The 26301-nt window shown below is 64.2% G+C and carries 20 protein-coding genes; 19 read left to right on the forward strand and 1 reads right to left on the reverse strand.

The features are described from left to right. Positions 1 to 286 precede the first annotated feature (286 nt). From epsL to BGK68_RS17090, 11 genes are all read left to right on the forward strand, one after another. Positions 287 to 1465, forward strand: a complete 1179-nt coding sequence (epsL, locus tag BGK68_RS17040) for an XrtB/PEP-CTERM-associated polysaccharide biosynthesis outer membrane protein EpsL (protein WP_233149331.1) — start codon at positions 287 to 289, stop codon at positions 1463 to 1465. 10 nt (positions 1466 to 1475) lie between these two features. Continuing rightward, a complete protein-coding gene (locus BGK68_RS17045; protein WP_075258060.1) occupies positions 1476 to 2888 on the forward strand; it encodes an undecaprenyl-phosphate glucose phosphotransferase in 1413 nt (470 codons plus the stop codon). Positions 2889 to 2945: 57 nt separating this feature from the next. Beyond that, positions 2946 to 3860, forward strand: coding sequence for an EpsD family peptidyl-prolyl cis-trans isomerase (locus BGK68_RS17050; protein ID WP_075258061.1), 915 nt, complete (start codon positions 2946 to 2948; stop codon positions 3858 to 3860). 77 nt (positions 3861 to 3937) lie between these two features. Continuing rightward, positions 3938 to 4732 carry a polysaccharide export protein EpsE gene (epsE, locus tag BGK68_RS17055; RefSeq protein WP_075258062.1) on the forward strand — a complete coding sequence of 265 codons (795 nt, stop codon included), beginning with the start codon at positions 3938 to 3940 and terminating at the stop codon, positions 4730 to 4732. 64 nt (positions 4733 to 4796) lie between these two features. Beyond that, positions 4797 to 6197: a chain length determinant protein EpsF gene (gene epsF / locus BGK68_RS17060; RefSeq protein WP_075258063.1), complete on the forward strand. Its 1401-nt coding sequence runs from the start codon at positions 4797 to 4799 to the stop codon at positions 6195 to 6197. Positions 6198 to 6291: 94 nt separating this feature from the next. Next, positions 6292 to 7173 (forward strand): chain length determinant protein tyrosine kinase EpsG, encoded by an 882-nt coding sequence (gene epsG, locus BGK68_RS17065; protein WP_075258064.1) that lies wholly within the window; start codon positions 6292 to 6294, stop codon positions 7171 to 7173. A gap of 22 nt (positions 7174 to 7195) precedes the next feature. Beyond that, positions 7196 to 8839 (forward strand): exosortase B, encoded by a 1644-nt coding sequence (xrtB, locus tag BGK68_RS17070; RefSeq protein ID WP_075258065.1) that lies wholly within the window; start codon positions 7196 to 7198, stop codon positions 8837 to 8839. A gap of 43 nt (positions 8840 to 8882) precedes the next feature. Continuing rightward, positions 8883 to 10319 carry an O-antigen ligase family protein gene (locus BGK68_RS17075; RefSeq protein ID WP_075258066.1) on the forward strand — a complete coding sequence of 479 codons (1437 nt, stop codon included), beginning with the start codon at positions 8883 to 8885 and terminating at the stop codon, positions 10317 to 10319. Between the two features lie 24 nt (positions 10320 to 10343). Beyond that, positions 10344 to 11603, forward strand: a complete 1260-nt coding sequence (locus BGK68_RS17080; protein ID WP_075258067.1) for a glycosyltransferase family 4 protein — start codon at positions 10344 to 10346, stop codon at positions 11601 to 11603. After that, positions 11600 to 12712, forward strand: coding sequence for an acyltransferase family protein (locus BGK68_RS17085; RefSeq protein WP_233149332.1), 1113 nt, complete (start codon positions 11600 to 11602; stop codon positions 12710 to 12712). The genes BGK68_RS17080 and BGK68_RS17085 overlap by 4 nt, the downstream gene beginning before the upstream one ends. A 94-nt stretch (positions 12713 to 12806) precedes the next feature. Beyond that, on the forward strand, positions 12807 to 14795 hold the full coding sequence (locus tag BGK68_RS17090) for an acyltransferase family protein (protein ID WP_075258068.1): 1989 nt from the start codon (positions 12807 to 12809) through the stop codon (positions 14793 to 14795). An 87-nt stretch (positions 14796 to 14882) separates the two neighbouring features. Here BGK68_RS17090 and BGK68_RS17095 read toward each other — a convergent pair whose 3' ends face one another. Further along, positions 14883 to 16289: an Atrophin-1 multi-domain protein gene (locus tag BGK68_RS17095; protein ID WP_233149333.1), complete on the reverse strand. Its 1407-nt coding sequence runs from the start codon at positions 16287 to 16289 to the stop codon at positions 14883 to 14885. Between the two features lie 240 nt (positions 16290 to 16529). Here BGK68_RS17095 and BGK68_RS17100 point away from each other — a divergent pair, with 240 nt between their 5' ends. The 8 genes from BGK68_RS17100 (at position 16530) to BGK68_RS17135 (ending at position 26301) form a co-directional block, all read left to right on the forward strand. Beyond that, positions 16530 to 17720, forward strand: coding sequence for a glycosyltransferase family 2 protein (locus BGK68_RS17100; protein ID WP_075258070.1), 1191 nt, complete (start codon positions 16530 to 16532; stop codon positions 17718 to 17720). After that, entirely contained in the window at positions 17707 to 18924 is a 1218-nt protein-coding gene (locus BGK68_RS17105; protein WP_324617638.1) for a WecB/TagA/CpsF family glycosyltransferase, read from the forward strand. Before BGK68_RS17100 ends, BGK68_RS17105 begins: the two co-directional genes overlap by 14 nt. Positions 18925 to 19195: 271 nt before the next feature. After that, on the forward strand, positions 19196 to 20611 hold the full coding sequence (locus BGK68_RS17110; protein ID WP_075258071.1) for a mannose-1-phosphate guanylyltransferase/mannose-6-phosphate isomerase: 1416 nt from the start codon (positions 19196 to 19198) through the stop codon (positions 20609 to 20611). A gap of 57 nt (positions 20612 to 20668) precedes the next feature. Next, the gene (locus BGK68_RS17115) at positions 20669 to 21571 is read left to right on the forward strand and encodes a beta-1,6-N-acetylglucosaminyltransferase (RefSeq protein ID WP_075258072.1); all 903 of its coding nucleotides are present in this window, start codon (positions 20669 to 20671) and stop codon (positions 21569 to 21571) included. 96 nt (positions 21572 to 21667) lie between these two features. Then, complete coding sequence (locus BGK68_RS17120) at positions 21668 to 23044, forward strand: UDP-glucose dehydrogenase family protein (protein ID WP_075258073.1); 1377 nt, start codon at positions 21668 to 21670, stop codon at positions 23042 to 23044. 7 nt (positions 23045 to 23051) lie between these two features. Beyond that, positions 23052 to 23915, forward strand: coding sequence for a hypothetical protein (locus BGK68_RS17125; RefSeq protein ID WP_075258074.1), 864 nt, complete (start codon positions 23052 to 23054; stop codon positions 23913 to 23915). Continuing rightward, positions 23915 to 25345 (forward strand): MOP flippase family protein, encoded by a 1431-nt coding sequence (locus BGK68_RS17130; RefSeq protein ID WP_075258075.1) that lies wholly within the window; start codon positions 23915 to 23917, stop codon positions 25343 to 25345. The genes BGK68_RS17125 and BGK68_RS17130 overlap by 1 nt, the downstream gene beginning before the upstream one ends. Positions 25346 to 25413: 68 nt before the next feature. Beyond that, entirely contained in the window at positions 25414 to 26301 is an 888-nt protein-coding gene (locus BGK68_RS17135) for a glycosyltransferase (RefSeq protein ID WP_075258076.1), read from the forward strand.

The raw sequence follows: 26301 nt of genomic DNA on the forward strand, positions 1-26301 counted from the left end.
CCAAAACTTCCGTTCTTCCTACAAGAGCTATCGGACTTATCCGATTGACGGAAGAGGGGTGTTTTTGCCTTAGCACACATTGTTTCGTTTGGCAACAAATATTTTTTGATTAAGTGTCAAAAATGATGCATGATGAACTCTGATTTTTTCTGTTGCGACGCAGCAATGCCGACGCCGGAAATCGCCACTGTTATAAAAGATTTATCTAAAAAGAAAGGACATTGGAAAGATGGCTTGGCAGAGACATTCCTGGCTCAATCGTAGACGTAGTGCGCAAGTCCTTGCTGTGCTTGCCTTCATGGCCGCCCAGCAGGCCCATGCCGACGATGATGGCCAGGTGGTGACGCCGTACGTGCAGTACTCGATCCTCTATGACGACAATTTGCTGCGACTGCGTGATTCGGCGCAGGCGCAGTCCACGCTGGGCACGACGCAAATGTCCGACACCGTGCAGTCCAAGGCAGGCGGAGTGCGCTTTGACCGGATGTTCAGCCGCCAACATATCCGGCTTGACGCACGGCTGACGCAGAACACCTTTGACAATTTCAGGCAGTTCAACAACGACCAGCGCGACCTCAATGCCTATTGGGGCTGGGTGCTGGGAGAGCATCTTTCGGGTGACATCGGTTATGTGTATTCGCAAGGTCTGACGCCGTTCCAGAACCTGCGCGTGCTGGAGAAGAACATCCGCACCGCGCAGACCCGCTATGCCACGGCAGCCTGGCAATTGCACCCGGACTGGACTGTGCGCGGTCAGTATTCGCGCTTCAGTCTCGGCTACGACCTGCCTTCCTTGCAGAACAACAGCTTTTCGCAGGACATCTACGAAATGGGTCTGGACTACACCGCTCGCAGTGGCAGCATCGCCGGCCTCCAGGTCAGGCATACGCGCGGCAATTACCCCGAGCCGACCCTGGTGAGCGGCACGCTGATCAACAACTCGTTCAGCCAGGATGAATTGAAGGCGCGCGTCTCCTGGCTCTACAGTGACAAGACCAAGTTGCAGTTCCTCGGCGGCTATGTGCGCCGCGAGCGTGACACGGGCGGCGCGGCCAATTTCAGCGGTCTCAATGCGCGCCTGATCGCCGACTGGGACGCCACTGCCAAGACCGCTTTCACGATGAACCTGTATCGCGAGATCGGTGGCGTGAGCGACGTCGACGCCAACTACGCCTTGACCAACGGCCTGAGCCTGTCCACCCGCTGGCGCGCCACCGAGAAGATCCGCGTGGATGCCGGCATCGATTACCAGCGACGTGACTACAACGGTGCAGCCGTGGTCACCGGTGTCACGCCCTCCGGCCGCAAGGATACCTACAAGAAATACAGCTTCGGCGTCATCTACGCCCCCCTGCGCTCGCTGTCCCTGATGGCGGCCATCTACCGTGAGGATTCGTCCTCCAACATCAGCGGTTATGGCTATGTCTCCAACGGTATTGCTTTGACCACGCGCTATGAGTTCTGAGGCCCCCAAAATGAATGAGATCCGTGACACCCTTCCCATGGTGAACGTCAAGCCCAACGTGATCGTCATGGTGTTCAAGCGCCTGCTGGAACCGGCCATGATCGTGGCCTACCTGTGGGTGCTGGTACGCCTGCACGGACTGCCGTTCTCGGGGGACTACTGGATGCTGGCCATCATGGCCTTCTTCATCAGCTCCTATTTCTTCACCGAATTCCACGAGCGCCGCCTGCGCCGCAATCCCAAGGGGGCGCGTCCGGTGGCATCGATCTTCGTGGACTGGTTTGCCGTGGTGGCGGTGCTGGGCCTGATCGGCTATGTCTGCGAGTTCTACCAGCAGTTCGCGCCGGGCGTGCTGGCGGCCTGGGTGATCGGCACGCCGCTGGGCCTGTTGGTGTCGCAGTACGCGCAGTCGCGCGTCATGCGTGACCTGCATACCAAGGGCGAGGTCAGCAAGGCCATCATCATTGGCGTCAACCCGGCCGCGCTGAAGCTGGCCGAGCGCATGGACAACTATCCCGCGCTGATGATCAAGCTCATGGGCTTCTTCGATGACCGCGAGATCGGCCGCCAGCCGCAGGGTACCTTCACGCCCCTGATGGGCAAGATGTCCGACGTGGCCGCCTATGTGCGCAAGCACAACATCAACATGGTCTACATCAGCATGCCCATCTCGGCCCAGCCGCGCGTGCTGCAGATGATCGACGAGCTGCAGGACACCACCGCCTCGATCTACTTCGTTCCCGACATCTACATCTTCAATCTGATCCAGGCCCGCTTCGACTACGTCGGCGGGATGGCCGTGATGGCCATCTGCGAAACGCCCTTCACGGGCATGAACAATTTCGTCAAGCGCGTCAGCGATATCCTGCTGGCCACCGTCATCCTGCTCATGCTGCTGCCGGTACTGGTGGTCATCGCCATCTGCGTCAAGGCCACCTCGCCGGGTCCGGTGATCTTCAAGCAGCGCCGCTACGGGCTCGATGGCGAAGAGATCGTGGTCTACAAGTTCCGCTCCATGACCGTGCTGGAAGACGGCGCCAATGTGCAGCAGGCCACCAAGGGCGACGCCCGCCTGACCAAGATCGGCGGCTTCCTGCGCAAGTCGTCGCTGGACGAGCTGCCGCAGTTCGTCAACGTCCTGCAGGGACGCATGAGCATCGTCGGCCCGCGTCCGCACGCAGTGGCCCACAACGAGCTCTATCGCAAGCAGATCAAGGGCTACATGCTGCGCCACAAGGTCAAGCCGGGCATCACCGGCTGGGCCCAGGTCAACGGCCTGCGTGGCGAGACCGAGACGCTGGACAAGATGAAGGCCCGTATCGAATTCGACCTGGAGTACCTGCGCCGCTGGTCGCTCACCTTCGATCTCTGGATCATCGTGCAGACCGTGCGCCTGGTGCTCAAGCGGGAAAACGCTTATTGACCCGATCTCGCTGAGAACGAAGCTGCCAGCCTTACCAAGTACCAAGGATACGAAGAAATGAAGACAGAAAAAGGTATCACCCGACCTGCCGCAGGCGCGCTCAAGAGCGGCGCCGCCTTGCTCATGCTGGCGCTGCTGGCAGCCTGCGGGAAGCAGGAGCAGGCCGCTTCCGGGCAGGCCCTGGCCAGCGTGGACGGCAAGGAAATCACCATCCACCAGCTCAACGCCGAACTGGGCAAGGGCGGTGCGCGCGAAGCCAACAAGCAATTGCTCGATGGCCTGGTGGCGCGCCAGGTACTGGTCAATGCAGCGCGCAAGGAAAAGCTCGACGCCGACCCCGCCGTGCTGGCCGACATGGAGCGTGCGCGCGACCTGGTACTGGCGCAAAGCTATGTGCAGCGCAAGCTGGCCAAGCCCGCGCGGCCCAGCCAGCAAGAGGTCAGCACCTTCTACGACCAGCATCCGGACTGGTTCGCGCAGCGGCAGCAATACGAATTCGCCGAGCTGGTGATCGACCGCGCCAGCGTCAATGAGGAACTCACCAAGATGATGGTGGGCGTGCGTCCGCTGGAAGACGTGGCGGCCTGGCTGCAGAAGCAGCACATCCCCTTCACGCGCCTGCAGGTCACCAAGACCTCCATGGACCTGCCGCCGCCGATGCTGGCCGGCGTCAAGAAGATGGAAAAGGGCCAGCTCTTCATCGTCAATGAGGGCGATGCCGCCATCCTGGCCGCGCTGGCCGATGTGCGCAACGTGCCGCTCTCGCGCGCGGCCGCCACCCAGCAGATCGAGCAATACCTGGCCAACCAGCGCCAGGGCGAAATCACCGAGCAGGCCGTGGCCCGGCTCAAGGCCGACGCCAAGATCGTCTACTTCGATTCGGCCAAGACCTTGAAGGACAACAGCGTCGCCCCCGTGGCCGATGCGACCAGCCCCGGCAAGGACGTCGCGGCAGGCGCCGCCATCCGCTAGGGCCGCGCCGCCAGAATTTGCAAGACCCCCAACATCGAATCAGGCCGTACAGGCATAACTCCGGAGTCAAAACAATCATGAGAAAAATTTTGCTAATGCTTGCAGGTTTGCTGGTTGCTGTGCTCGCCTTCTCGGGCAGCGCTCGCGCCGAGGATATTCCCCTGGGGCCGGGTGACGTGATCCGCATCAACGTCTACGGCAGCCAGGACCTGACGCTGGAAACCCGCATCAGCGAGGCCGGCATCATCAGCTATCCCCTGATCGGCGAGGTCAAGGTCGGCGGCATGTCCACTGCCCAGGCCGAGCGCAAGATCGCCGGCATGCTCAAGCAGGGCGGTTACCTGGTCAACCCGCAGGTCAACATCCTGGTCACGGCCCCGGCCAGCCAGATGATCTCGGTGCTGGGCCAGGTCTACAAGCCCGGCCGCTATCCCCTTGATGGCCGCCGCAATGTGGCCGATGTGATCGCGCTGGCCGGCGGCGTCAATCCCGACGGCGGCGACACCATCACCATCGTGCGCACCGAGGACGGCAAGGTCACCCGTAACGTCGTCGATATCTACGCCATCACCCACAACGGCGACACCACCGAGCTGCCCACCGTGGGCGCCAATGACGTGGTCTATGTGGAGCGTTACCAGCGCTTCTACATCTACGGCGAAGTGCAGCGTCCCGGCGCCTACAAGCTCGAACGCGGCACCACCGTGCTGCAGGCCCTGACCCTGGGCGGCGGCCTGACCCCGCGCGGCACCGAGCGCGGGCTCAAGGTCAAGCGGCGCGATGCCAATGGCGAGCTGCAGGAAATCAGCGTCAAGAAGGACGACCTGCTGCTGCCGGACGACATCGTCTACGTCAAGGAAAGCTGGTTCTGACCGGGCGCCGTCAGCGTCCAGCCCAGAGCTTCCCGGTCACGACATTCTTGTCAGGAGTATTCCAATGAACCTATCCCAGTTCCTGCTGATCCTGCGGGCCCATCTCAAGATCATCCTGGCCATCTTCGGCGTCACCGTGGCGGCGGCGCTGGTGGTGAGCCTGGTCTTGCCCAAGACCTACAAGGCCACCTCCTCGGTGGTGCTGAACTACAAGGCCACCGATCCGGTGACCGGCACCATGGTCACGGCCCAGGCGCTGCCGGGCTACATGCCCACGCAGGTGGATATCATCAACAGCCGCAGCACCGCGCTGGCGGTGGTGGACGCGCTCAAGCTGGCGCAAGACCCCGCCGTCAAGGAGAGCTACGCCAACAGCAACAGCCAGCTCGACATCCGCAACTGGCTGGCCGGCATCCTGCTGGGCAACCTCGATGCGCAAGCCTCGCGTGACAGCAGCGTGATCGACATCACCTACAAGGGCCGCGACCCGCAGACCGTGGCGACCATGGCCAACGCCTTTGCCGAGGCCTACCAGCAGGTCAGCATGCAGCTCAAGCTGGACCCGACCCGCAAGGCATCGGCCTACTTCAATGACCAGATCAAGGTCTTGCGCGAGAACTACGAGCAGGCCCAGGCCAAGCTGTCCAAGTACCAGCAGGAACACGGCATCACCAACCTGGACAACCGCGTGGACGTGGAAAACAATCGCCTCAATGATCTCTCCACCCAGCTGGTGGCCGCCCAAGGCGCACTGGCCGAAGCGCAGTCGCGCCGCCAGGCCGCAGGCAGCGCCCAGAATTCGCCGGACGTCAACGGCAATCCGCTGGTGCAGAACCTGAAGGCCAACCTGGCCGCCTCCGAAGCCCGCTTCGCCCAGGCCGCCAAGCGCCTGGGCACCCAGCACCCGGACTACCTGAACGCCAAGGCCGAAGTCGATGGCCTGCGCGCCCAGTTGAATGCCGCCATTGCCGCCACCTCGGCCAGCGTGGCCACCAACGCCAGCATCCTGCAGAAGCGCGAAGCCGAGATCCGCAGCGAATTCAATGCGCAAAAGCAGAAGGTGCTGGAGCTCAATCGCACCCGCGACGAACTGTCGGTGCTCTCGCGTGATCTCGACAGCGCCCAGCGCGCCTACGAGCTGACCGCCCAGCGCTTCACCCAGACCAACCTGGAAGGCCAGTCCAACCAGTCCGACATTTCCATCCTGGCCAGCGCCATGCCGCCCACCGCGCCGTCCAGCCCGCGCCTGTTCATCAACCTGATCCTGTCCATGTTCGTCGGCCTGGTGCTGGGCGTGATGGCCGCCCTGGGCCTGGAACTGATCAATCGCCGCGTACGTTCCGAAGCGGACCTGGTGGAGGGGATCGGCCTGCCGGTGCTGGGTGTGATCTCCCACCCCGCGGCGCAGAAGGGCCGCGACCGCCGCCTGGGCTTTGGCCGCGACCCGGGCGCCGCGCCAGTCTGATGGGCTGATGGCTCCAGACTGAGCCGCGCCCATCTTCGTACCGGTCAGCCCAGGCTGGCCGGATCGTTACCGCTTCCTATGTAAAGGTCACTCCATGGATACCGTCACTCTCATCCACAGCAAGGAACAAGACAGCTTGCCCAACCGTTCCATCGGCGCGATCCTCATCGACGTCGGCAAGCTCACTCCGGAAAAGGCCGAACGCATCCTGCGCCTGCAGCGCGAGCGCGGCATGCGCTTCGGTGACGCCGCCATCCAGCTGGGCCTGCTGACCCAGGCCGACATCGACCAGGCCCTCTCGCGCCAGTTCGACTATCCCTACCTGATGAAGGGCGAGAGCAAGGTCAGCGAAGCCGTCGTGGCCGCCTACAACCCCTTCAGCGCGCAAGTGGAAACCCTGCGCGCGCTGCGCAGCCAGCTCATGCTGCGCTGGTTCGACGCCGATCTCGGCCACAAGGCCCTGACCATCACCAGCCCGGCGCGCGGGGAAGGACGCAGCTTCCTGGCGGCCAATCTGGCAGTGGTCTTCTCGCAACTGGGCGAGCGCACCCTGCTGATCGATGCCGATATGCGCCACCCGCGCCAGCACGAGCTGTTCGGGCTGGACAACCGCAATGGCCTGTCCGGCGTGATTGCTGGCCGCGCCACGGCGGCCGAGGCGATCCAGCGCATTCCGGCCTTGATCGATCTGTCGGTCATGCCCACCGGTCCGACCCCGCCCAATCCGCAGGAACTGCTGGGCCGTCAGACCTTCGCGCAACTCTTGCAGGAGCTCGCGCCCAGCTACGACGTCATCCTCATCGACACGCCCGCCGGCGGCGACTGCGCCGATGGTCAGATGGTGGCAGGGCGTACCGGTGCAGCGCTGATGGTGGTGCGCAAGAACGTCAGCCACATGAGCGCCGTGCGCAGTCTCACCGACCGCCTGGCCGATGCTCGCGTGATGGTGGTGGGCAGCGTGCTCAACGAGTTCTGAACCTGCCGCAGACACGTCCGTCATGAGCCTGGAACAGACCCTCAATCCCCCGCAGGAGCGCAGCCCTGGACTCATGTCCTGGCTGTTGGTCGCGCTCGGGCTGGCCGCCATGTACGTGCCCAGCTTCGTGGACCTGCTGCACGGGGTGTGGGGCAGCGAACGCAATGCCCACGGACCCATCGTGCTGGTGGTGGCCTGCGTCTACCTGGGCGTGCGCATTCGCCAGCTGCGCGATGAGGGCCTGATCGAGCGCCAGCCGGCGCCATTGGCGGGCAGCCTCATGTTGTTGCTGGGCCTGCTGTGCTTTGCCCTGGGCCGGGCGCAGACGGTGCTGTTCATGGAAGCCGGTTCGCTCATCCCCATCCTGGTGGGCATTGTTTTGCTGGTGTATGGCGTGAAGACCTGCCGCCGCCTGTGGTTCGCCTTCTTCTTCATGCTCTTCATGGTGCCGCTGCCGGCCTCGGTGGTGGACGTGCTGACCCAGCCGCTGAAGATAGGCGTGTCCTATGCGGCCCAGCATCTGTTGCAGTGGCTCGATTATCCGGTGGCGCGCAGCGGCGTGATCATCAGCATCGGCCCCTACCAGTTGCTGGTGGCCGACGCTTGCGCGGGCCTGAATTCGCTGTTCACGCTGGAAGCGCTGGGTCTGCTGTACATGAACCTGGTGCGGCATCCCTCGCTGGTGCGCAACACGCTCCTGGCCTTGCTGATCGTGCCGATCTCCTTCACCGCCAACACGGTGCGCGTGGTGGTGCTGGCGCTGATCACTTACTACCTCGGGGACGCCGCCGGGCAGGGTTTCCTGCATGGCTTTGCGGGCATGCTGCTGTTCTTCGTGGCGCTCGGTCTGATCATCGGCATGGACAGCCTGTTGCGCTGGATCGCCGTGCAGCTGGCGCGCTGGCGGGGCAGGGCGCTGCCGGTCGCGCCAGTGCGCCGCCAGGCGGCCGCACCGTTGCGCCAGGACGGCCTCTTTGCCCTGCGCATGCCGGTGGCTGCGGTGCTGGCCGGCGGCATGCTGGTCTCCGTGGGCGCGGCGTATGCGCTGGCGCCGCACCAGGAGAGCGTGGCCAAGACCGCACCGTTTGCGACCTTCCTGCCGCAACGCTTCGGCGACTGGCGCATGGTGCCCTCGCCCTATCTGCAGGTGAGCACGGCCTTGCAGGAAGGCACCGGCCGCACCGCCGAGCAGCCCTATGACGACGAGATCGCCCGCACCTACGTCAACAGCCGCGGCCAGCAGGTCATGCTGGCGCTGGCCTACGCCCGCGAGCAGATGCAGGACGTCAAGATCCATCCGCCCGAGGTCTGCTATGTGGCGCAGGGCTTCACGCTCTCCGGGCAACAGCCGCTGTCCATGCGCGCTACCGACGGCAAGACCATCGAAGGGCGGCGCTTCCTGGCCCGCAGCGGCGACCGCATGGAGCCGGTTACTTACTGGACGCGCATTGGCGATGCACTGCCGGTCGGCGGCCTGGATGCACGCCTGACGATTTTCCGCCAGGGCATGCAAGGCCGTATCGCCGACGGCATCCTGGTGCGCGCCTCCAGCCTCATCAGTGATCCATCCGGGCAAGACGCCGCCTTCGCCCTGCAGCAAGGCTTCCTGCAAGACCTGGAAGCCGCGCTGCGCAAGAACAATCCAGGCCTGCTGTTGCCGGCCTGATGCAATCTGAATTTTCTCCTGGCCCCGTGCAGAGGATGCAAGCATGAAACGATATTCCCTCGATCGCAGCCAATGGCTGTTGCTGGCCGCCGCCGTCCTGGTCTCCATCCTGGTCGGCATGGCCTTGCCCGTGGCCATCGCGCTGCTGGGCGACAGCGTCGGCCGCCTGGCGGCGTTGCCGGCGCTGTTCGTGCTGGGCGGGCTGTTCCTGTTCAACCGCAAGCTCTTGCTGCTGCTGATCTTCCTGTTCCGCGCCTCGGGCGACATCGTGCTCGAATCGACCCGGGTGGGGGGCGGCATGGGCCTGGGTGCGGCCATCAATGGCCTGATCATCCTGATCGCCTTCCTCTTCGTGGTGGAAAAGCCCAAGCAGCTGCCGCGCTGGATGGCCGTGCCCTGGCTGGTGCTGCTGGCCGTCGCCTCCGCGGGCGTGCTGATCTCGCCCGATCGCGTGGCCGCCATCAAGATCGTGCTCTCGCTGTGCTCCTACTTCGCCGTCTTCGTCTGCGCCTTCTACGTGGTGCGCACGCCCGAGGATTTCCGCAGCATGGTCAAGCTGATGATCGCTTCTTCCATCGTGCCGGCCCTCTATGGCATCGTCGCCACCGGCCTCTATGGTCGCGGCGGGCTGGCCAACTTCCGCCTGCAGAGTACCTTCGGCCACCCCAACATCCTGGCCTTCTACCTGACGCTGGTGATTTCGCTGGGGCTGTACGTGCTCAAGAGCCCCTTCTTCCGCCTGACCCAGTTCAAGCGCTTTGCGCTGATGGGCTACATGCTGCTGCTGTTCGTGCTGTTGCTGCTGACCCAGACACGCAGCGCCTGGATCGCCTCCTTCATGCTCTTGCTGCTGTATGGCCTGATGTTCGAGCGGCGCTACCTGATCTACCTGGCCATCCTGCCCATGCTGGCCATGCTGGTGCCCAGCGTGCAGGAGCGCGTGATGCAGCTCGACAGCGGCAACACCGTGCAGACCTATGCCAAGCTCAATTCCTTCGCCTGGCGCGTCTACCTGTGGGAGTCGGGGCTGAAGTGGATGTCGCCCTCGCACTACCTGACCGGGTACGGCGTGGAATCCTTCCCGTACTACTCGCAGACCTTCTTCCCGCTGGCCGGCACCACCAAATGGGGCGCGCACAGCGTGTTCGTGCAGTGGTTCTTCGATACCGGTCTCATCGGCATGCTGGCCTACCTGAGCATCTTCTACATGGTGCTGCGCAAGCTGATGAAGCTCTATCGCCTGGACCGCCTGGGTGGGGTGATCCTCATCTGCACCCTGGTCGAATACCTGGTCGTCTCGGCCTCCGACAACCTGCTGTCCTACCTGGCCTTCAACTGGTACTTCTGGTTGCTGCTGGGCATGGGTTGCTCGGTCTACATGAACAGCGAAGCCTGGCAGGAAGAACTGCGCCAGCGCAAGGTCCGTCCCTTGCATCGCGCCGCCATGCCGGGACTGCGCCATCCGGAACCCTCGAACTGAACGCGCATTGCGCCACGACACGACATGCCGACAAAAATCGCCTACTTCATCAACCAGTATCCCAAGGTCAGCCACAGCTTCATCCGCCGCGAGATCGCCGCGGTCGAAGCCCAGGGCTTCGAGGTCGTGCGCATCGCGCTGCGCGGCTGGGATGCCGAGATCGTCGATGACGATGACCGCGCCGAACTCGGCCGCACCCGCTATGTGCTGCGCCGGGGCATGGCGGGATTGCTGGCCCCCTTGCTGCGCCAGCTGACGGCCGCGCCCGGACGCTTCCTGGCCGCCCTAGGCCTGGCCCTGAAGATGGCCCGGCGCGGCGAGCGCGGGCTGCCTTACCACCTGGCCTACCTGGCCGAAGCCGCGCAGGTGACGCAATGGTGCGCCGCTGAAGGGGTGCGCCATATCCATGCCCATTTCGGCACCAACTCGGCCGAGATCGTCATGCTGGCGCAGTGCCTGGGCGGGCCTTCCTACAGTTTCACCGTGCATGGCCCGGAAGAGTTCGACAAGCCCCAGGCCCTGGGCCTGGACGAAAAGATCCGCCGTTCGGCTTTCACGGTGGCCATCACTTCGTTCTGCCAGAGCCAGCTGTACCGCTGGGTGGAGCAGAGCGCCTGGGACAAGGTCGCCATCGTCCACTGCGGCCTGGAGCGCGCCTTCTACGCCGGTGCGCCCACCACGCCGCAGATCGCCCCGCGCCTGGTCTGCATCGGTCGCCTGTGCGAGCAGAAGGGCCAGCTCTTGCTGGTGGAGGCAGCGGCGCAACTGATGCGTCGCGGCGTGGCCTTCGAACTGGTGCTGGCCGGCGATGGCGAGATGCGAGCCCAGATCGAAGAGCGCATTGCCCATCACGACCTGCAGCAACACATCCGCATCACCGGCTGGATCAGCAGCGCGCAGGTGCGCGAAGAATTGCTGGCCGCACGCGCCATGGTCTTGCCCAGCTTTGCGGAAGGCTTGCCGGTGGTGATCATGGAAGCCATGGCCTTGCGCCGCCCGGTGCTGACCACCTACATCGCCGGCATCCCCGAGCTGGTGATCCATGAAGAAAACGGCTGGCTCTTCCCGGCCGGCGACATCGAACGCCTGACCGACGCCATGCAAGCCTGCCTTCAAGCCACGCCCGAACAACTGGCGGCGATGGGGCAGGCGGCCCAGCTGCGCGCGGTGGAACGGCATTCGGTCAATGTCGAGGCCGCCAAGCTGGCGCGCCTGTTCAACGCCCACCTGGCCCCGCAGCCGCAGGCGCTGGGCCTGGCCGCACCCGCAGGAGGGACCCGATGACGCTGGCCCGCAGCCTCTCTCCCGCTGGCAGCGCCCAGGAGTGGCGCGCGCTGGGCATGGTCCATACCCAGCACAAGGAAATCCCTTCGCTGGATGGCTGGCGCGCGCTGGCCATCGCCATCGTCTTCCTGAGCCACGCCGGCCTGGGCCGCATCGTGCCCGGCGGACTGGGCGTGACCATCTTCTTCTTCCTCAGCGGCTATCTCATCACCACCTTGCTGGTGCGCGAGTTCGACCGCAGCGACAGTGTCAACGTACGCCACTTCTACCTGCGCCGCCTGCTGCGCCTGACGCCGCCCTTGTTGCTGGTGCTGGTGCTGACCTATACGCTCACCTGGCTGGGCATCTTCACTGGCGACGCCTCCTGGTCGGGCTTCCTGGCGCAGTTGTTCTACTTCGCCAATTACTACGTGCTCTTCTTCGACCCTGGCCATACGCTGCCGCAGGGCACCGGGGTGTTCTGGTCGCTGGCGGTGGAAGAGCATTTCTACTTCGTCTTCCCGGCGCTGTTCGTCTTCCTGATGCACAAGGCCGACCGCCGCAAGATCCCGCTCTACCTGGGCGGCCTCTGCCTGCTGGTGCTGCTGTGGCGCTACGGCCTGGTGTTGCTGGGGGACGCATCGATGGACCGTACCTATTACGCCACCGACACGCGCATCGATTCCATCCTGTTCGGCTGCATCCTGGCCACGCTGAAGCTGCCGCCGGCGGTCTACGCAGCGCTGCACAAGCCGGCCGTGCGCGTGGGCGGCGTGACGCTGGGCGTGGTGCTGCTGCTGTTGTCGCTGGCAGTGCGTGATGAGGTGTTTCGCGAAACCCTGCGCTATAGCGTGCAGGGGCTGGCGCTGATGCCACTGTTCTTCTATTCGGTGATGCATCCGCACAGCTTCCCGTTCCGCCTGCTCAACCTGCGCTGGGTGCAGCGCATCGGCATCTATTCGTATTCGATCTATCTCTCGCACGAAATCCTGCTGAGCAACGTGGATTGGGTGTCGCACAACGCGGCCATCAACATCGCCGTGGCCGCCGTGTTCTCGCTGCTGTTCGCCATGGCGGTGGACCGCTGCATCGATGCGCCGCTGCGCGTGCTGCGCGCGCGTTTCCGCTGATCCCGATCCAAACCGATAAGGAAGCCTATACGTGTTCTTGACCAAGAAAAATGACGCCGGACCACCGGCACCCCACCCACGCCGCCCGGGGGGGATGGCAGGGGAACATGCGCTCGGCGCGGGCGCAGCGCCGTCCTTGCATCCGGCCTACCGGCCCGACATCGATGGCCTGCGTGCCGTCGCCGTGGGCTCGGTGGTGATCTTCCATGCCTTCCCGGAATGGTTTGCGGGCGGTTTCATCGGCGTGGACATCTTCTTCGTGATCTCGGGTTTCCTGATTTCGCTGATCCTGTTCAAGAACCTGGAGCATGGCCGTTTTTCCATCGTCGATTTCTATGTGCGCCGGGTGCGCCGCATCTTCCCGGCCTTGATGACGGTGATGTCGCTGTGCCTGGTGACGGGCTGGTTCGTGCTCTTCGCCGATGAATACAAGCAACTGGGCAAGCACCTCTTCGGCGGCTCCACCTTCATTTCCAATTTCCTGTTCTGGCGCGAGAGCGGCTACTTCGACAATTCCGCCGAGACCAAGCCGTTGCTGCACCTCTGGAGCCTGGCCATCGAGGAACAGTTCTACCTGTTCTGGCCGCTGCTGCTGGCCTTCGTCTGGAAGCGCCGCTGGGGCTTCCTGGGCATCATGGGCGTGATCGGCCTGCTGTCCTTCGGGGTGAATCTCTATTTCATCGGCCATGACCAGAGCGCAGCCTTCTATTCGCCGCTGGCGCGCTTCTGGGAACTGATGATCGGCGGCGCGCTGGCCTACATCAACCTGCACCGGCAAGACCTCACGCGCCGCTACAAGAACCTGCAGGCCTGGCTGGGCGCAGCCTTGCTGGTGGCTGGATTTGCCCTGCTGGATGGCGCGCGCGCCTTCCCGGGCTGGTGGGCGCTGCTGCCTTCGCTGGGCGCCTTCCTGCTGCTCTCGGCGGGACCGGGCGCCTGGTTCAATCGCCGCGTGCTGGCCAGCAAGGGCATGGTGGCAGTGGGCCTGGTGAGCTATCCGCTGTACCTGTGGCATTGGCCGCTGCTGGCCTTCGCCACCATCATCGAGGGCGAGAGCGCGCCGGCCGAATGGCGTGCCGCGGCGGTGCTGGGTGCGCTGCTGCTGTCCTGGCTGACCTATCGCTATATCGAACGTCCGCTGCGCGGCTCCACCCGCAGCCGCACCGTGCTGGTACTGCTGGCCATCAATGTGGCTGTGGGCCTGGGCGGGCTGACGATCTACCTCAAGGGTGGCTTCGATGAGCGCGCCATCAATGGCAAGCTCGATTACCTGACCCAGAGCGATGTCTTCGAAGGCTCGCGCAATTCCGATGGCAGCTGCGCGCGCCTCAATGGCATGGAGGGCGTGGATGAAGAAGTCTGCCTGTCCAACTCGGCCGCGCCGCGCACCCTGTTCGTGGGTGACAGCCACGTGATGGCCTTGCACTCGGCGATCTTCTCGGGCGACGTCAAGATGCCGGCCATGATGGTGGCCGGCCATGCCTGCCGCGTCTATCCTAACCTGCCCTATACGCCGACCCATCTGCTGCGCTGGGCCAACAATTGCACGGCCATCGCCAATGAAGCCATTGCGGTGGCGGGCAAGCTGCCTTCCATCGATACCGTGGTCATCAGTGGCGCCTATCCCCGTGGCGACCTCTCGCAGCCTTCCGAATACCAGCAGGACGGACGCACGCTGAGCAAGCGCGACGCGTTCCTGTCGGGCTACGGGGCGCTGATCGAGGCCTTCCGCAAGCAAGGCAAGAAGGTCGTCTTCATGCCCGACGTGCCTTATCTCAAGCTCGATCCACATGCCTGCGTGAACCGTTTCAGCGACGGCCAGGCGCGTGACTGCGCCTACACTGAGGCCGAGCATCAGGCGTTGCGGCGCGACTATGACGCGGCGGTGGCGGCCCTGCAGCGCGCGCATCCGCAAGCGCTGTTCTTCGATCCGCAGGGCCTGTTCTGTCCGGATGGCAAGTGCCAGGCCAAGCTGGGCGACGCCTATTTGTACAACGACAACCAGCACATCAGCCTGGCGGCGTCGCGGCTGTTGCTGGCCGAGATGCAGCGGCGCGGCTTGTTGCCGGCGGCGCAGCCGTGAAGTGGCAGGGAGAGTCAGGAGAGCAAAGAAAAGCCCCGCGCTCGTGAGAGGGCGGGGCGCTGAGGCCAGCGGGAAGTGCGGGCAGCCTCAGTCGGCGCTGATCAGCTCAGCCCCAACGTTGGAGGGCTGGCCGGTGCCGCCGCTACGGGCATAGACCGCCAGCGCTGGTTTGGCGGCGGTCCAGGTGAAGGTCTTGCTCTGGCCGTTGTCGAGGTAGCCGCTGTCGAAGGCGGCCTTGCCGGTGGCCTGGTCCTGCACCAGCAAGCGCAGCTTGCCGCCGCCGGTGGTGCGGGCGGTCAGCTTGTAGTTGCGGCCAATGACCGGCTTGGCCCAGCTGATACCGGCGATGCCGCGGTTGGCGTAGTTGACCACCTCGGAGACGCTGCTGGAAGCCGGGAAGACCACCGCCTGGTCCCAGGAGCTGTACTTGCCCAGGGTGCTGCCGGATTGCTGGGTCCAGTTGCCGCGCATGGAGAGCATGTTCAGGTTCTGGTTGGGCGTGAAGCTCTTGCCGTTGCCATCGACCCAGCCGCTGGCCCCGGTCACGCGGCGCAGGGCGGCGCGGATGACTTGCAGTTCACTGGCGGCCGTGTTGTTCCAGCCATTGGGATGCAGGTTGTAGGACGCACCGATCTCAACGTAGATCGCAAAGGGTGTGCCGGTGTTGGCGTCGACGATGTAGGCGCCGTAGCGCTTCAAGGTCTCGGCCACGCGGCGCAGCTCGGGATCGGTCAGCTTGCTGGTGTCGAAGTCGGGCGGCAGCATCACCAGCGCGCCTTCCGGGAAGGCGCCGCTGTTGAGCTTGGCGGCATTGGTATCGGCCGAGGTGGCCGGGAAGACGTAGGTCGGGTTGGCCGACAGGCCGTTGAAGGTCAGCGACATGGCCAGTGCATGCGGATAGTAGTCCGGTTTCTGTTCCACCTCGTGGGTGCGGATCAGGCCCCCCGAGGCAGGCACCCCGGTGGCGCGCGCGCCCTGGTAGTAGTGCGCAGGATCGGGCCAGCCGCGGCCATCGAGCTTGGTCCAGGAGTATTGGGCGGCGGTCCACTGGGTGCCGACCTGCTTCAACTGCCAGAAGGAATGGATGATGTTGGTGGTCGGATCGACGATGTCGGCATGGCCATCCGAGCCGGACGCGGGCTTCACCGAAGCCGGCCAGTGCGGGATGGTGATGTCGTGGTAGCCCTCTTCGTCGGTGATGAGCAAGCCCTTGCTGCCGGCTGCGCCCGTGACCGTGACCGGCGGATCTTGCGGCGAGGCCAGGAACACGCCAGTGGAATAGGCGCCGGCGTTGATGGCCGGGAAGTAGGTGGAGGTCGGGATCACATCCGACGCAAAGCTGGGATTGACGGGCCGGCTGTTCCACAGCGAATCGGCGGCGAAGGGCTTGCGGTACGTGCCCCAGTCGTCGGCCTGGGCCGGCATGGCGGCGTGCAGCGCGCCGAGCATGGCCAGCAGTGGTAGAAGTCGTGGTGGGCGGGTGCGTACTTGCATCATCATTCCTTTGAGGTGAGTGTGAGGATGAGGTGAAGGACCGTATTTGTTAGTTTTTCTGACGCTATTGCGATGGCCATGAGCTGCAGTATAGAGTTTTTTCGCTATGAAGATAGTGGTCGTGTGGCAATGAATATCGCTGGAACGATCTTCACAATTGTTAGTAAATATCGTGCGGAATCTTTTTGAGGATGAACTCTCCAAAAGGCGGCCGATGAGGCCTGAGACCAAGAAAGTTTGATGATGATCCTGCTATTGCAAATTCTGTTGATGCTGGCCCTGCTGATCCTGGCCATTCCCGCAGCGGTGCTGCTGGTGCAGGTGCTGGCAGCGCGCTGGGCGGGCCCCCGGCCCTTGGCCGAGAGCCCGCAGCGTCCGCGCATGGCGGTGCTGGTGCCGGCCCACAATGAGGCCGGCGGCATTGCCGAAGTCATTGTCGGGATACGGCGACAGTTGCAGGAGGGTGACCGCGTGCTGGTGGCGGCCGACAACTGCAGCGATGCTACCGCGGATATCGCGCGCCATGCGGGTGCAGAAGTGAGCGAACGTTTCCACGACATGCTGCGCGGCAAGGGGTATGCGCTCGATCATGGCATCCGCCACCTGGCGGCCGATCCGCCGGAGGTGCTCATCGTGGTCGATGCCGATTGCCTGCTGGGCGCGGGCGCGCTGGAGCGCATCGCCCGGGTCTGCTGGCGCAGTGGTCGCCCGGTGCAGGCCTTGTACCTGATGCATGCGCCGGCGGGCGCGGGCAGTCGGCGCAAGATCGCCGAGTTCGCCTGGGTGGTCAAGAATCTGGTGCGCCCGCTGGGCTGGCACAAGCTGGGTCTGCCGTGCCAGCTGATGGGCACCGGCATGGCGTTTTCCTGGCAGCAGATCGGCCAGGCCGACCTGGCCACCGGGCACATCGTCGAAGACATGAAGCTGGGTGTGGACCTGGCGCGTGCCGGCCAGGCGCCGCTGTTCTGCCCCGACGCCATGGTCTACAGCCATTTCCCCAGCAGCGACAGCGGCGCGGCCACGCAGCGCACGCGCTGGGAGCATGGTCACCTCAGCGTCATCCTCTCCTACGTGCCGCGCCTCTTGGGCGGGGCGCTGGTGTCGGGGCAGGGTGCGCTGGCCGGGCTGGCGCTGGACCTGTGCGTGCCGCCGCTGGCCTTGCTGGTGATGATGGCCGGCGGGGCGTGGGTGGTGAGCGCACTCGTGGCCGTGCTGACCGGCTGGATAGCGGCTTGCCTGCTGGCCACGCTGATCGTGGCGGCGATTGCTGCGGCGGTGCTGCTGGCCTGGTCGGGTTTTGCTCGCGAGGTCATCAGCCTGCGCGAACTGGGTGCTGCTTTTGCTTACGTGGCGCGCAAGCTGCCCTTGTATTGCAAGTTCATGTTCAACCGGCAAGTCGAATGGGTAAGGTCAAAACGTGATTCAGAATAACGTCAATATCAACTCGGAAATCAAGGCGCGCGTGGGTGAACCGGCGTCTGCTTCCGCTCCCCTCGAAGCGCCCGGCGAGGTCATCGCCAGCGGACCGGATTTCGAGCGCGATGTCTGGAGCATCCTCGGCCTGCCGTTCGACCGCGTCAGCCTGGGACAGGCCGCAGGCATCCTGCAGCGCGCCGCCAGCGAGCGGCGGCGCTGCTTCCTGTCCACGCCCAATCTCAATTTCGCGGTGGCCTGCCTGGACGATGCGGCGTTTCGCCATTCCGTCATCCAGAGCGACCTGTCCATTGCCGATGGCATGCCGCTGGTCTGGATCGCCCGCGCCCTGGGTCTGCCCATCAAGGAGAGGGTGGCCGGATCGAGCCTCTTCCAGGCACTGCGCGAACAGCGCATGGACAATGGCCAGGCGCCGCTGCGCGTGTATTTCTTCGGTGGCCCGCCCGGCGTGGCGCAGGCAGCGGACGAAAAACTCAATGCCGCCCCCTCGGGTCTGCGCAGTGTCGGCTACGCTTCCCCCGGCTTTGGCAGCATCGAAGAGATGAGCCCGCCGCAGGCCCTGGCGCACATCAATGACAGCCGCGCCGATTTCCTGGTGGTGGCGCTGGGGGCCAAGAAGGGGCAGGCCTGGATCCAGCACAACCTGGCGCAACTGCGCGCACCGGTGGTCAGCCATCTGGGCGCGGTGGTCAACTTCGTCGCCGGCACGGTGTCACGTGCACCGCGCTGGGCGCAGAAGACCGGCCTGGAATGGCTGTGGCGCATCAAGGAAGAACCCAAGCTGTGGCGGCGCTACTTCGATGACGGCATGGCCTTGCTGCGGCTGCTGGCCACGCGGGTGCTGCACTGCATCTGGGAGAGTCGCCGCCATCGTCCCGCTGCGGCGCTGTTTGACGAGGCCGAGATCGGCTGCCGCCGGGATGGCGGCGACTGCGAGCTGCTGTTTTCCGGTGCGCTAGGCCAGGCCAATCTGGCGCGCCTGCGCCCTGTGCTGGCCCAGGCCGCACAGGGCGATGCGCCCCTGGTGCTGGACTGCACCCGCTTGCAGTACATCGACAGCGCGGCGCTGGCGCAGCTGATGCTGCTGTATGGCGATTGCGTACGGCGCGCACGGCCCTGGGCCATCATCAATGCCTCGGCGTCGTTGCGGCGACAGATTACGCTGCATTGCGCCGACTATCTGCTGCAGGCGCGCGCCTGAACGTGGAGTCAGCCATGGTGCAGAAACGGTCAGCCATCGTCAGTTCTTGCGTGCCAGGCGGCTTGGCCGAGGCGCGTCTGAACTGGTCGCAGGCAGTGCGTTCTAGTACACTGCCTGCACAGCGCAACACCGCGCCAGGACTGCCTTGCAGCAGATTGCAGTGGCGTAGGGCAACAAGTTTCCGTGTGACAAAAAATTCAAACAACAGAGCGCCAGCCGCGCCGGCAACCCTCGCCGCCCGCCACGCTCCAGCCAGTGAAGAGAGTCCATCATGAAGATCTATCCCGTCATCCTTTCCGGCGGCGCCGGTACCCGCCTGTGGCCGCTCTCGCGTGCAGCCTATCCCAAGCAGCTGCTGCCGCTGGTGAGCGAGCAGACCATGCTGCAGGAAACGGTGGCGCGCGTGTGCGCCTGGCCCGAAGCGCTGGCCCCGCTGGTGGTGTGCGGCAACGAGCACCGCTTCATGATTGCCGAGCAATTGCGCGAGATGGATGTGCGCCCCCATGCCATCGTACTGGAGCCGCAAGGCAAGAACACCGCACCGGCGGTGGCGGCCGCGGCCCTGCAGCTGATGCGCCAGGACCCCGATGCGGTCATGCTGGTGCTGCCGGCCGACCACGTCATCACCAACCGCGAGGCCTTCCATGAGGCCGTGCGCGCAGCGATGCGCTCGGTGCAGGAGGGCGCGCTGGTGACCTTCGGCATCACACCCAGCAAGCCCGAAACCGGCTATGGCTACATCCTGCGCGGCGCCGCCCACGGCGATACCGGCAACTTCGCCGTCGAACGCTTCGTGGAAAAGCCGGACCTGGAGCGCGCCCAGGGCTTCGTCGCCGATGGTCGCTACTACTGGAACAGCGGCATGTTCCTGCTGCGCGCCCGCGATTATCTGGAAGAACTGGAACTGCATCGTCCGCTCATCGCCGCAGCGGTCAAGGACGCGGTGGCCAAGGCCTATACCGACCTGGATTTCTGCCGCCTGGGCGAAGCTGCCTTTGGCGCATCACCAGCCGAATCGATCGACTACGCCGTCATGGAAAACACCCGCCGCGCCGTGGTGGTGCCGGCCGATATCGGCTGGAGCGACGTGGGCTCCTGGAGCGCCCTGCAGGAAGTCATGCCGGCCGATGCCCAGGGCAATGTCACCCGTGGCGATGTTTATCTGGATGGCGTGTCCAACTCGCTGGTGCGCGCGGAGAGCCGCATGGTGGCGGTGCTGGGCCTGCAGGACCTGATCGTGGTCGAGACCGATGACGCCGTGCTGGTGGCGCACAAGGACAAGGCTCAGGACGTCAAGGGCGTGGTCGATCAGTTGAAGGACAAGAAACGCAGCGAACATATTCACCACAAGCGTGTCTATCGTCCGTGGGGCAGCTATGAGAGCGTGGATGCCGGCGATCGCTTCCAGGTCAAGCGCATCATCGTCAAGCCAGGCGAAAAGCTGTCCCTGCAAATGCATTATCACCGGGCCGAACACTGGGTGGTGGTGAGTGGTTCGGCGCTGGTCACGCGGGGTGAGGAAGTCACCTTGCTCAGCGAAAACGAATCGATCTACCTGCCCATCGGCGTGACCCACCGTCTGGAAAATCCCGGCAAGCTGCCGCTGCACTTGATCGAGGTGCAGTCGGGCAGCTACCTGGGCGAAGACGATATCGTCCGCTTCGACGACGTCTACAAGCGTGCCTGAGGCCATGTCGCTGATGCACGGTTAGACGCTGGCGTAGCGGACAAGAGATTACGATCCATGAACATCGCCTATCTGCTGCTGATCCACAATACGCCTCACCATACCGCACGCATCATCGACAAGCTCGACAGTGGCCGCGCCCGCTTCTTCATCCATCTGGATGCGAAGTCCGACGCGGCGGCCTATGCCGGCCTGCAGCGCGAGCATGTGCAATTCACGGCGCGCCGCCATGACGTGCGATGGGGCGAGATTTCCCAGGTCGATGCGATCCTGGAACTGATATCGAACGCCGTGCAGGCGGGTCCCTTCGATCGCTACGTGCTCATCAGTGGATCGGATTATCCGCTCTTCGGCGCCGAGCAGATCGAAGGATTCTTTGCCGACAATGCGCACATCGAGTTCATCAACAGCGTGCCGCTGGGTAGTCCCAGCAAGCCGATGAGCCGCATCACCACCTATTGCCCGAGCGCGGCCGATCCCTTGCCGCGCAAGCTGTTCATGAAGCTGTGGTGGAAGCTGGGTCTGAAGGTGCCGCCGCGCCATATCGCCGGTCTGTTCGGCAAGCTGGTGCCGCACGGCGGTTCGACCTGGTGGGCGCTCACGCATGCGGCCTGCACGGTGATCCTGGAGTTCCATCGCCGGCGGCCGGAGATCTATCGCTTCCTGGTCAACTCCTATTGCCCGGACGAGACCTATTTCCAGACGATCCTTTCCAATTCGGATCTCAAGGGCAGGATACGGCGCAACCTGACCTACACCTACTGGGTGGAAGGGCGCGCCAATCCGGAAATCATGACCGCTGAGATCTATCAGCGGCTCAAGGCCGGCGGCTTCATCGACGACAGCCGGCTATACGGGGCAGGGCCTGTGCTTTTTGCCAGAAAGTTCAGGGAAGGCGAGGAGACATTGCTGCACACCATCGATCAGAGCGGAGCCCTCACATCCGCCGGTGCAGCTTGATGACATTAATGCTGCGCGGCGGGAATCAAACCGGCGCGCGCCAGTCTTAGATCGCTGTAAAAACTTGCTCTGCTCCGAGGAGCTGAAAGGAAACGCATGAACATCACCGTCATCGGGACCGGCTACGTCGGTCTCGTCACCGGCGCCTGCCTGGCTGAACTGGGTAACAAGGTCTTTTGCCTGGACGTGGACCGCAACAAGATCGAGATCCTCAACAGCGGCGGCGTGCCCATCTATGAGCCGGGCCTGAAGGAAATCATCGCCCGCAACCGCGCCTCGGGCCGCCTGATCTTCTCCACCGATGTGGCCGCCAGCGTGGCCCATGGCGAGGTGCAATTCATCGCGGTCGGCACGCCCCCCGATGAAGATGGCTCGGCCGATCTGCAATACGTGGTGGCGGCAGCCCGCAACATCGGCCGCCACATGGAACGTAACTGTATCGTGGTGGACAAGTCCACGGTGCCGGTGGGCACCGGCGACAAGGTCAAGGCCGCCATCCGCGCTGAACTGGAAGCGCGTGGCCGTGGTGAGCTCGATGCGATGATCGTCTCCAATCCGGAATTCCTCAAGGAAGGTGCGGCGGTGGAAGACTTCATGCGCCCGGACCGCATCGTCATCGGCGTGGAAGAGGGCGCGGCCGGCGCCGAGGCGCGCGAGGTGATGCGCGAACTGTATGCACCGCTGAACCGCAACCACGAACGCATCCTCTACATGGACGTGAAGTCGGCCGAATTCACCAAGTACGCCGCCAACGCCATGCTGGCCACCCGCATCTCCTTCATGAATGAACTGGCCAACCTGGCCGACCGCCTGGGCGTGGATATCGAGCACGTGCGCAAGGGCATCGGCTCGGACCCGCGCATCGGTTTCAGCTTCCTCTATGCCGGCACCGGCTATGGTGGTTCCTGCTTCCCCAAGGATGTGCAGGCACTGGCGCGCACGGCCAGCGAGCATGGCCAGGAACTGGAAATCCTGGGTTCGGTGGAGTCCGTCAACGACAAGCAGAAGCAGGTGCTGCTCAAGAAGATCGTGGCGCGCCTGGGCGAAGATCTCTCCGGCAAGACCTTCGCGGTCTGGGGGCTGGCCTTCAAGCCCAATACCGATGACATGCGCGCTGCACCCAGCCGCGTGATCGTGCGCGAACTGCTGCAGCGTGGCGCCAAGGTGCAGGTCTATGATCCGGTGGCCATGGAAGAAGCGCGCCATGCCTTCGCAGTGGATCTGGCCGATCTGCCGGGCAAGGAGGCCGACCTGCACTATGCGGGCGGTGCCATGGAAGCGCTGGAAGGGGCCGATGCGGTCGTCATCGTGACCGAATGGAAATCCTTCAAGAGCCCGGACTTCGCCGCCGTGAAGGCCACGCTGAAAGAGCCGCTGGTCTTCGATGGCCGCAACCTGTTCGAACCGGTGACCATGGCGCGCCTCGGTGTGGAATACCACGCCATCGGCCGTCCTTCCAAGCGTCCCAAGTGAGGCAGTGATGTTGAAGCGATTGCGCGCCGATGCCAGACTCTTTCCCACCGCTGGCTTCTTCCTCAAGTTCCAGGTCAACTGGCTGCTCAATGGCCGCCGCTTCGCGGTGCGCCGCCAGCTCGACAGTGGTGTGGTGGTGTCGCTGACCTCGTATCCGCCGCGCTTTCCGACGCTGCACCTGACGTTGATGTCGCTGCTGGCGCAAAGCTATGCGCCAGCGCGCATCGTGCTCTGGATCGCGCACCAGGACATGGACAAGCTGCCGGCCAGCGTGACCGACCTGACGCGCCATGGCCTGGAAATCAAGGCCTGCGACGACCTGCGCTCCTACAAGAAGCTGATCCCGCAATTGCAGAGCGATCCCAGGAGCATCATCGTCACCGCCGACGATGACGTGCATTACTGGCGTCATTGGCTGCAGGAACTGGTGGACGCCTATGAGCCCGAGCGCAAGGAAGTCATCGCCCACCGCGTCCACCGCATCCGGCTGGGCGCCGATGGATTGCCGCTGCCCTACAACGAGTGGGAGCATTCCATCCGCGAATACGGCGCCGATGCGCTGCATTTCCCCACCGGCATTGGCGGCGTGCTGTATGCGCCCGGCGTGCTCGATGCCCAGGTGCTGGAGCAGGACGAGTTCATGCGCCTGTGTCCACGCGGCGATGACATCTGGTTCTGGTGGATGGCGCGTCGCAACGGTGCGCGCTTCCGGCGCGCGCCCTCGGTCAACCGGGATAGCTATTTCCATTGCTGGGACGGTTCCCAGGCCTGCGCCCTGTGGGAAGACAATCTCACCGGCAGCTACAACGATACGCAGATCGCGGCCATGATAGGCCGCTACGGCTTTGCCGAAGAAAGGAAGGTCGCATAATGGCTTCGGCTATGTCCAACGCACGCTGGTTGACGCTGTCCCAGATGGTGCGCATTGCCTTGCAGATGGTCTCCATCTTCATCCTCTCGCGCCTGCTGGCGCCGTCCGAGTATGGCCTCTTGGCCATGGCCACGGTGGCGGTCAACTTCGCCTCGCTGCTGCGCGACATGGGCACCGGCGCGGCGGTCATCCAGAAAGAGAACCTCACCCGCGAAACCACCAATACCGTCTTCTGGCTCAATGTCGGCCTGGGTGTGTCGATTGCGCTGGTGCTCATCGTCATCTCGCCCATGGTCGAGGATTACTTCCGCACGCCCCATCTGGCCCCGGTGCTGTGCCTGATGGCCTTGTCCTTTCCGCTCACCAGCAGTTGCGCCGTACACAGCGCCTTGCTGGAGCGTGAGTCCAATTTCCGCACGCTGGCGCGCATCGAGATCGTCTCGGCGGCGGTGGCGCTGGTGACGGCGGTCACGCTGGCCTTTACCGGCTTTGGCGTCTACAGCCTGGTGTGGCAGACGCTGGTGTCGGCCATGCTCTCGGCCTTGCAATTGTGGCTGGCCAGCCGCTGGCGGCCCGAGAAGGTCTGGAGCCGCAGCGAGTTTCGCGGGCTGTGGCGCTTCAGCGGCAACCTGACCGGTTTTTCCTTCGTCAACTTCTTCGCCCGCAATGCCGACAGCATGGTCATCGGCCGCATCCTGGGCGCGATTCCCCTGGGTATCTATGCGCAGGCCTACAAGGTGATGATGTTCCCTTTGCAGAGCATGAGCTACGTGGCCAATCGCGCGCTGTTTCCGGTGATGAGCCGGCAGCAGGGCCAGCGCGCCGAGATGGCGCGGCTCTACCTGCGCTCGCTGCGCCTGATCGCCACCGTGACCGCGCCCATGATGGCGGGCCTGTGGCTGCTGCGCGAACCCTTCGTGCGGGTGGCGCTGGGGCCGCAGTGGGAGAGCGTGCCCATCATCCTGGCCTGGCTCGCGCCGGTGGGCTTCCTGCAATCGATCATCAGCACCACGGGTGCAGTGTTCATGGCCACCGGTCGCACCGACCTGATGATGCGCCTGGGCGCACTGGGTGCGGTGTTGCAGGTGGGCAGTTTCTTCATCGGCGTGCACTGGGGCATCGAGGGCGTGGCCATCTGCTACCTGATCGCCAATGTGCTCAATGCCATTCCGCATTTCTATTTCGCCACCCGCGAGTTGCATAGCAACCTGCTGCAACTGATACGCGCGCTGTGGCAGCCGGTGGCCTTCTCGCTGGTGATGCTGGCCTTGCTGGCGCCGCTGCTGCAATGGATGCGCAGCGACCAGGTCGGCCCGCAGGTGGTGCTGTTCGGCCTGGCGGCCTGCGGTGCGGCGGTGTTTGCGGGATTGACGCTGCTGTTTTCCAAGGAGCTGGTGCTGGACATGAAGAAGATGGTGGGGCGCGCCTGAGTGGAAGCGTGTTTTCCATTCCCGTTTCATCCCCGTTCAATTTCCATGACAAGAATGACAATCACGCCATGAACGACCTGGTCACCATCTACGTCCCCACCAAGAACCGCCTCGGCCTGCTCACGCGCGCACTCAATTCGGTGCTGGCGCAGTCCTATCGGCCACTGGAACTGATCGTCGTCTCCGACGGCGCCACCGACGGCACCTGCGATTACGTCAATCAGTTGCACGGGCAGCACAGCGACATCCAGATCAAGCTGATCCACAACGCGCAATCCCAGGGCGCCTGCGCGGCGCGCAACCTGGCCATCCAGGCGGCGACGGGGCGTTTCATCACCGGCATCGACGATGACGACGTCTTCATGCCCGACCGCATCGAGCGCTTCGTGCGCCAGTGGCATGCGCTGGAAGAAGAGGGCCAGTCCTTCTCCTGCCTGTTCGACCGCCGCATCGTCAATGCCGGCGGCAGCGTGATGCTGTGGGACCTGGACGCCCGCGTGGATCTGCCCGCGATCCTGGAGACCAATGCCATCGGCAACCAGGTCTTCACCACCCCTGAGCGCCTCGTCGAGATCGGCATGTTCGACGCCGCCATGCCGGCCTGGCAGGACTGGGAAACCTGGGTGCGGCTGGTGCGCACCTTCGGCCCGGCCGTGAGCATCTGCTCCAACACCTACCTGATGGACATCTCCCACGAGTTCGAACGCATTACGCTGAAGTCACCCGAGCGCATCATCTCGGCGGCGCAACTGTTCTACGACCGCCACTGCCAGCGCCGCAACATGGCTGGCCTCTTGCGTTCGCTGGCGGGCTACCAGCAGATCAAGCTGTCAGCCAGCGACTTCTTCACCATGCTCGGTGGTGGACGTTCGCACGCCAAGTTCGCGGTCAAGCAGCTCAAGTACGGCAAGTACAAGGCGTCGCTGGCGCCGACCCTGCACGCGGGCGGCAAGTAG

The organism is Herbaspirillum camelliae, assembly GCF_001929405.1.
GTDB lineage: Bacteria > Pseudomonadota > Gammaproteobacteria > Burkholderiales > Burkholderiaceae_D > Herbaspirillum > Herbaspirillum seropedicae.

Bases quoted from the DNA above. Each gene is read 5' to 3' on its own strand.
- BGK68_RS17045 (WP_075258060.1), top strand. From the start codon at position 1,476: ATGAATGAGATCCGTGACACCCTTCCCATGGTGAACGTCAAGCCCAAC.
- BGK68_RS17125 (WP_075258074.1), top strand. From the start codon at position 23,052: ATGTTGAAGCGATTGCGCGCCGATGCCAGACTCTTTCCCACCGCTGGC.
- BGK68_RS17050 (WP_075258061.1), top strand. From the start codon at position 2,946: ATGAAGACAGAAAAAGGTATCACCCGACCTGCCGCAGGCGCGCTCAAG.
- BGK68_RS17090 (WP_075258068.1), top strand. From the start codon at position 12,807: ATGGCAGGGGAACATGCGCTCGGCGCGGGCGCAGCGCCGTCCTTGCAT.
- BGK68_RS17110 (WP_075258071.1), top strand. From the start codon at position 19,196: ATGAAGATCTATCCCGTCATCCTTTCCGGCGGCGCCGGTACCCGCCTG.
- BGK68_RS17115 (WP_075258072.1), top strand. From the start codon at position 20,669: ATGAACATCGCCTATCTGCTGCTGATCCACAATACGCCTCACCATACC.
- epsF (WP_075258063.1), top strand. From the start codon at position 4,797: ATGAACCTATCCCAGTTCCTGCTGATCCTGCGGGCCCATCTCAAGATC.
- BGK68_RS17085 (WP_233149332.1), top strand. From the start codon at position 11,600: ATGACGCTGGCCCGCAGCCTCTCTCCCGCTGGCAGCGCCCAGGAGTGG.
- BGK68_RS17095 (WP_233149333.1), bottom strand. From the start codon at position 16,289: ATGCAAGTACGCACCCGCCCACCACGACTTCTACCACTGCTGGCCATG.
- BGK68_RS17075 (WP_075258066.1), top strand. From the start codon at position 8,883: ATGAAACGATATTCCCTCGATCGCAGCCAATGGCTGTTGCTGGCCGCC.
- BGK68_RS17100 (WP_075258070.1), top strand. From the start codon at position 16,530: ATGATGATCCTGCTATTGCAAATTCTGTTGATGCTGGCCCTGCTGATC.
- BGK68_RS17130 (WP_075258075.1), top strand. From the start codon at position 23,915: ATGGCTTCGGCTATGTCCAACGCACGCTGGTTGACGCTGTCCCAGATG.
- epsG (WP_075258064.1), top strand. From the start codon at position 6,292: ATGGATACCGTCACTCTCATCCACAGCAAGGAACAAGACAGCTTGCCC.
- BGK68_RS17120 (WP_075258073.1), top strand. From the start codon at position 21,668: ATGAACATCACCGTCATCGGGACCGGCTACGTCGGTCTCGTCACCGGC.
- xrtB (WP_075258065.1), top strand. From the start codon at position 7,196: ATGAGCCTGGAACAGACCCTCAATCCCCCGCAGGAGCGCAGCCCTGGA.
- BGK68_RS17080 (WP_075258067.1), top strand. From the start codon at position 10,344: ATGCCGACAAAAATCGCCTACTTCATCAACCAGTATCCCAAGGTCAGC.
- epsE (WP_075258062.1), top strand. From the start codon at position 3,938: ATGAGAAAAATTTTGCTAATGCTTGCAGGTTTGCTGGTTGCTGTGCTC.
- BGK68_RS17135 (WP_075258076.1), top strand. From the start codon at position 25,414: ATGAACGACCTGGTCACCATCTACGTCCCCACCAAGAACCGCCTCGGC.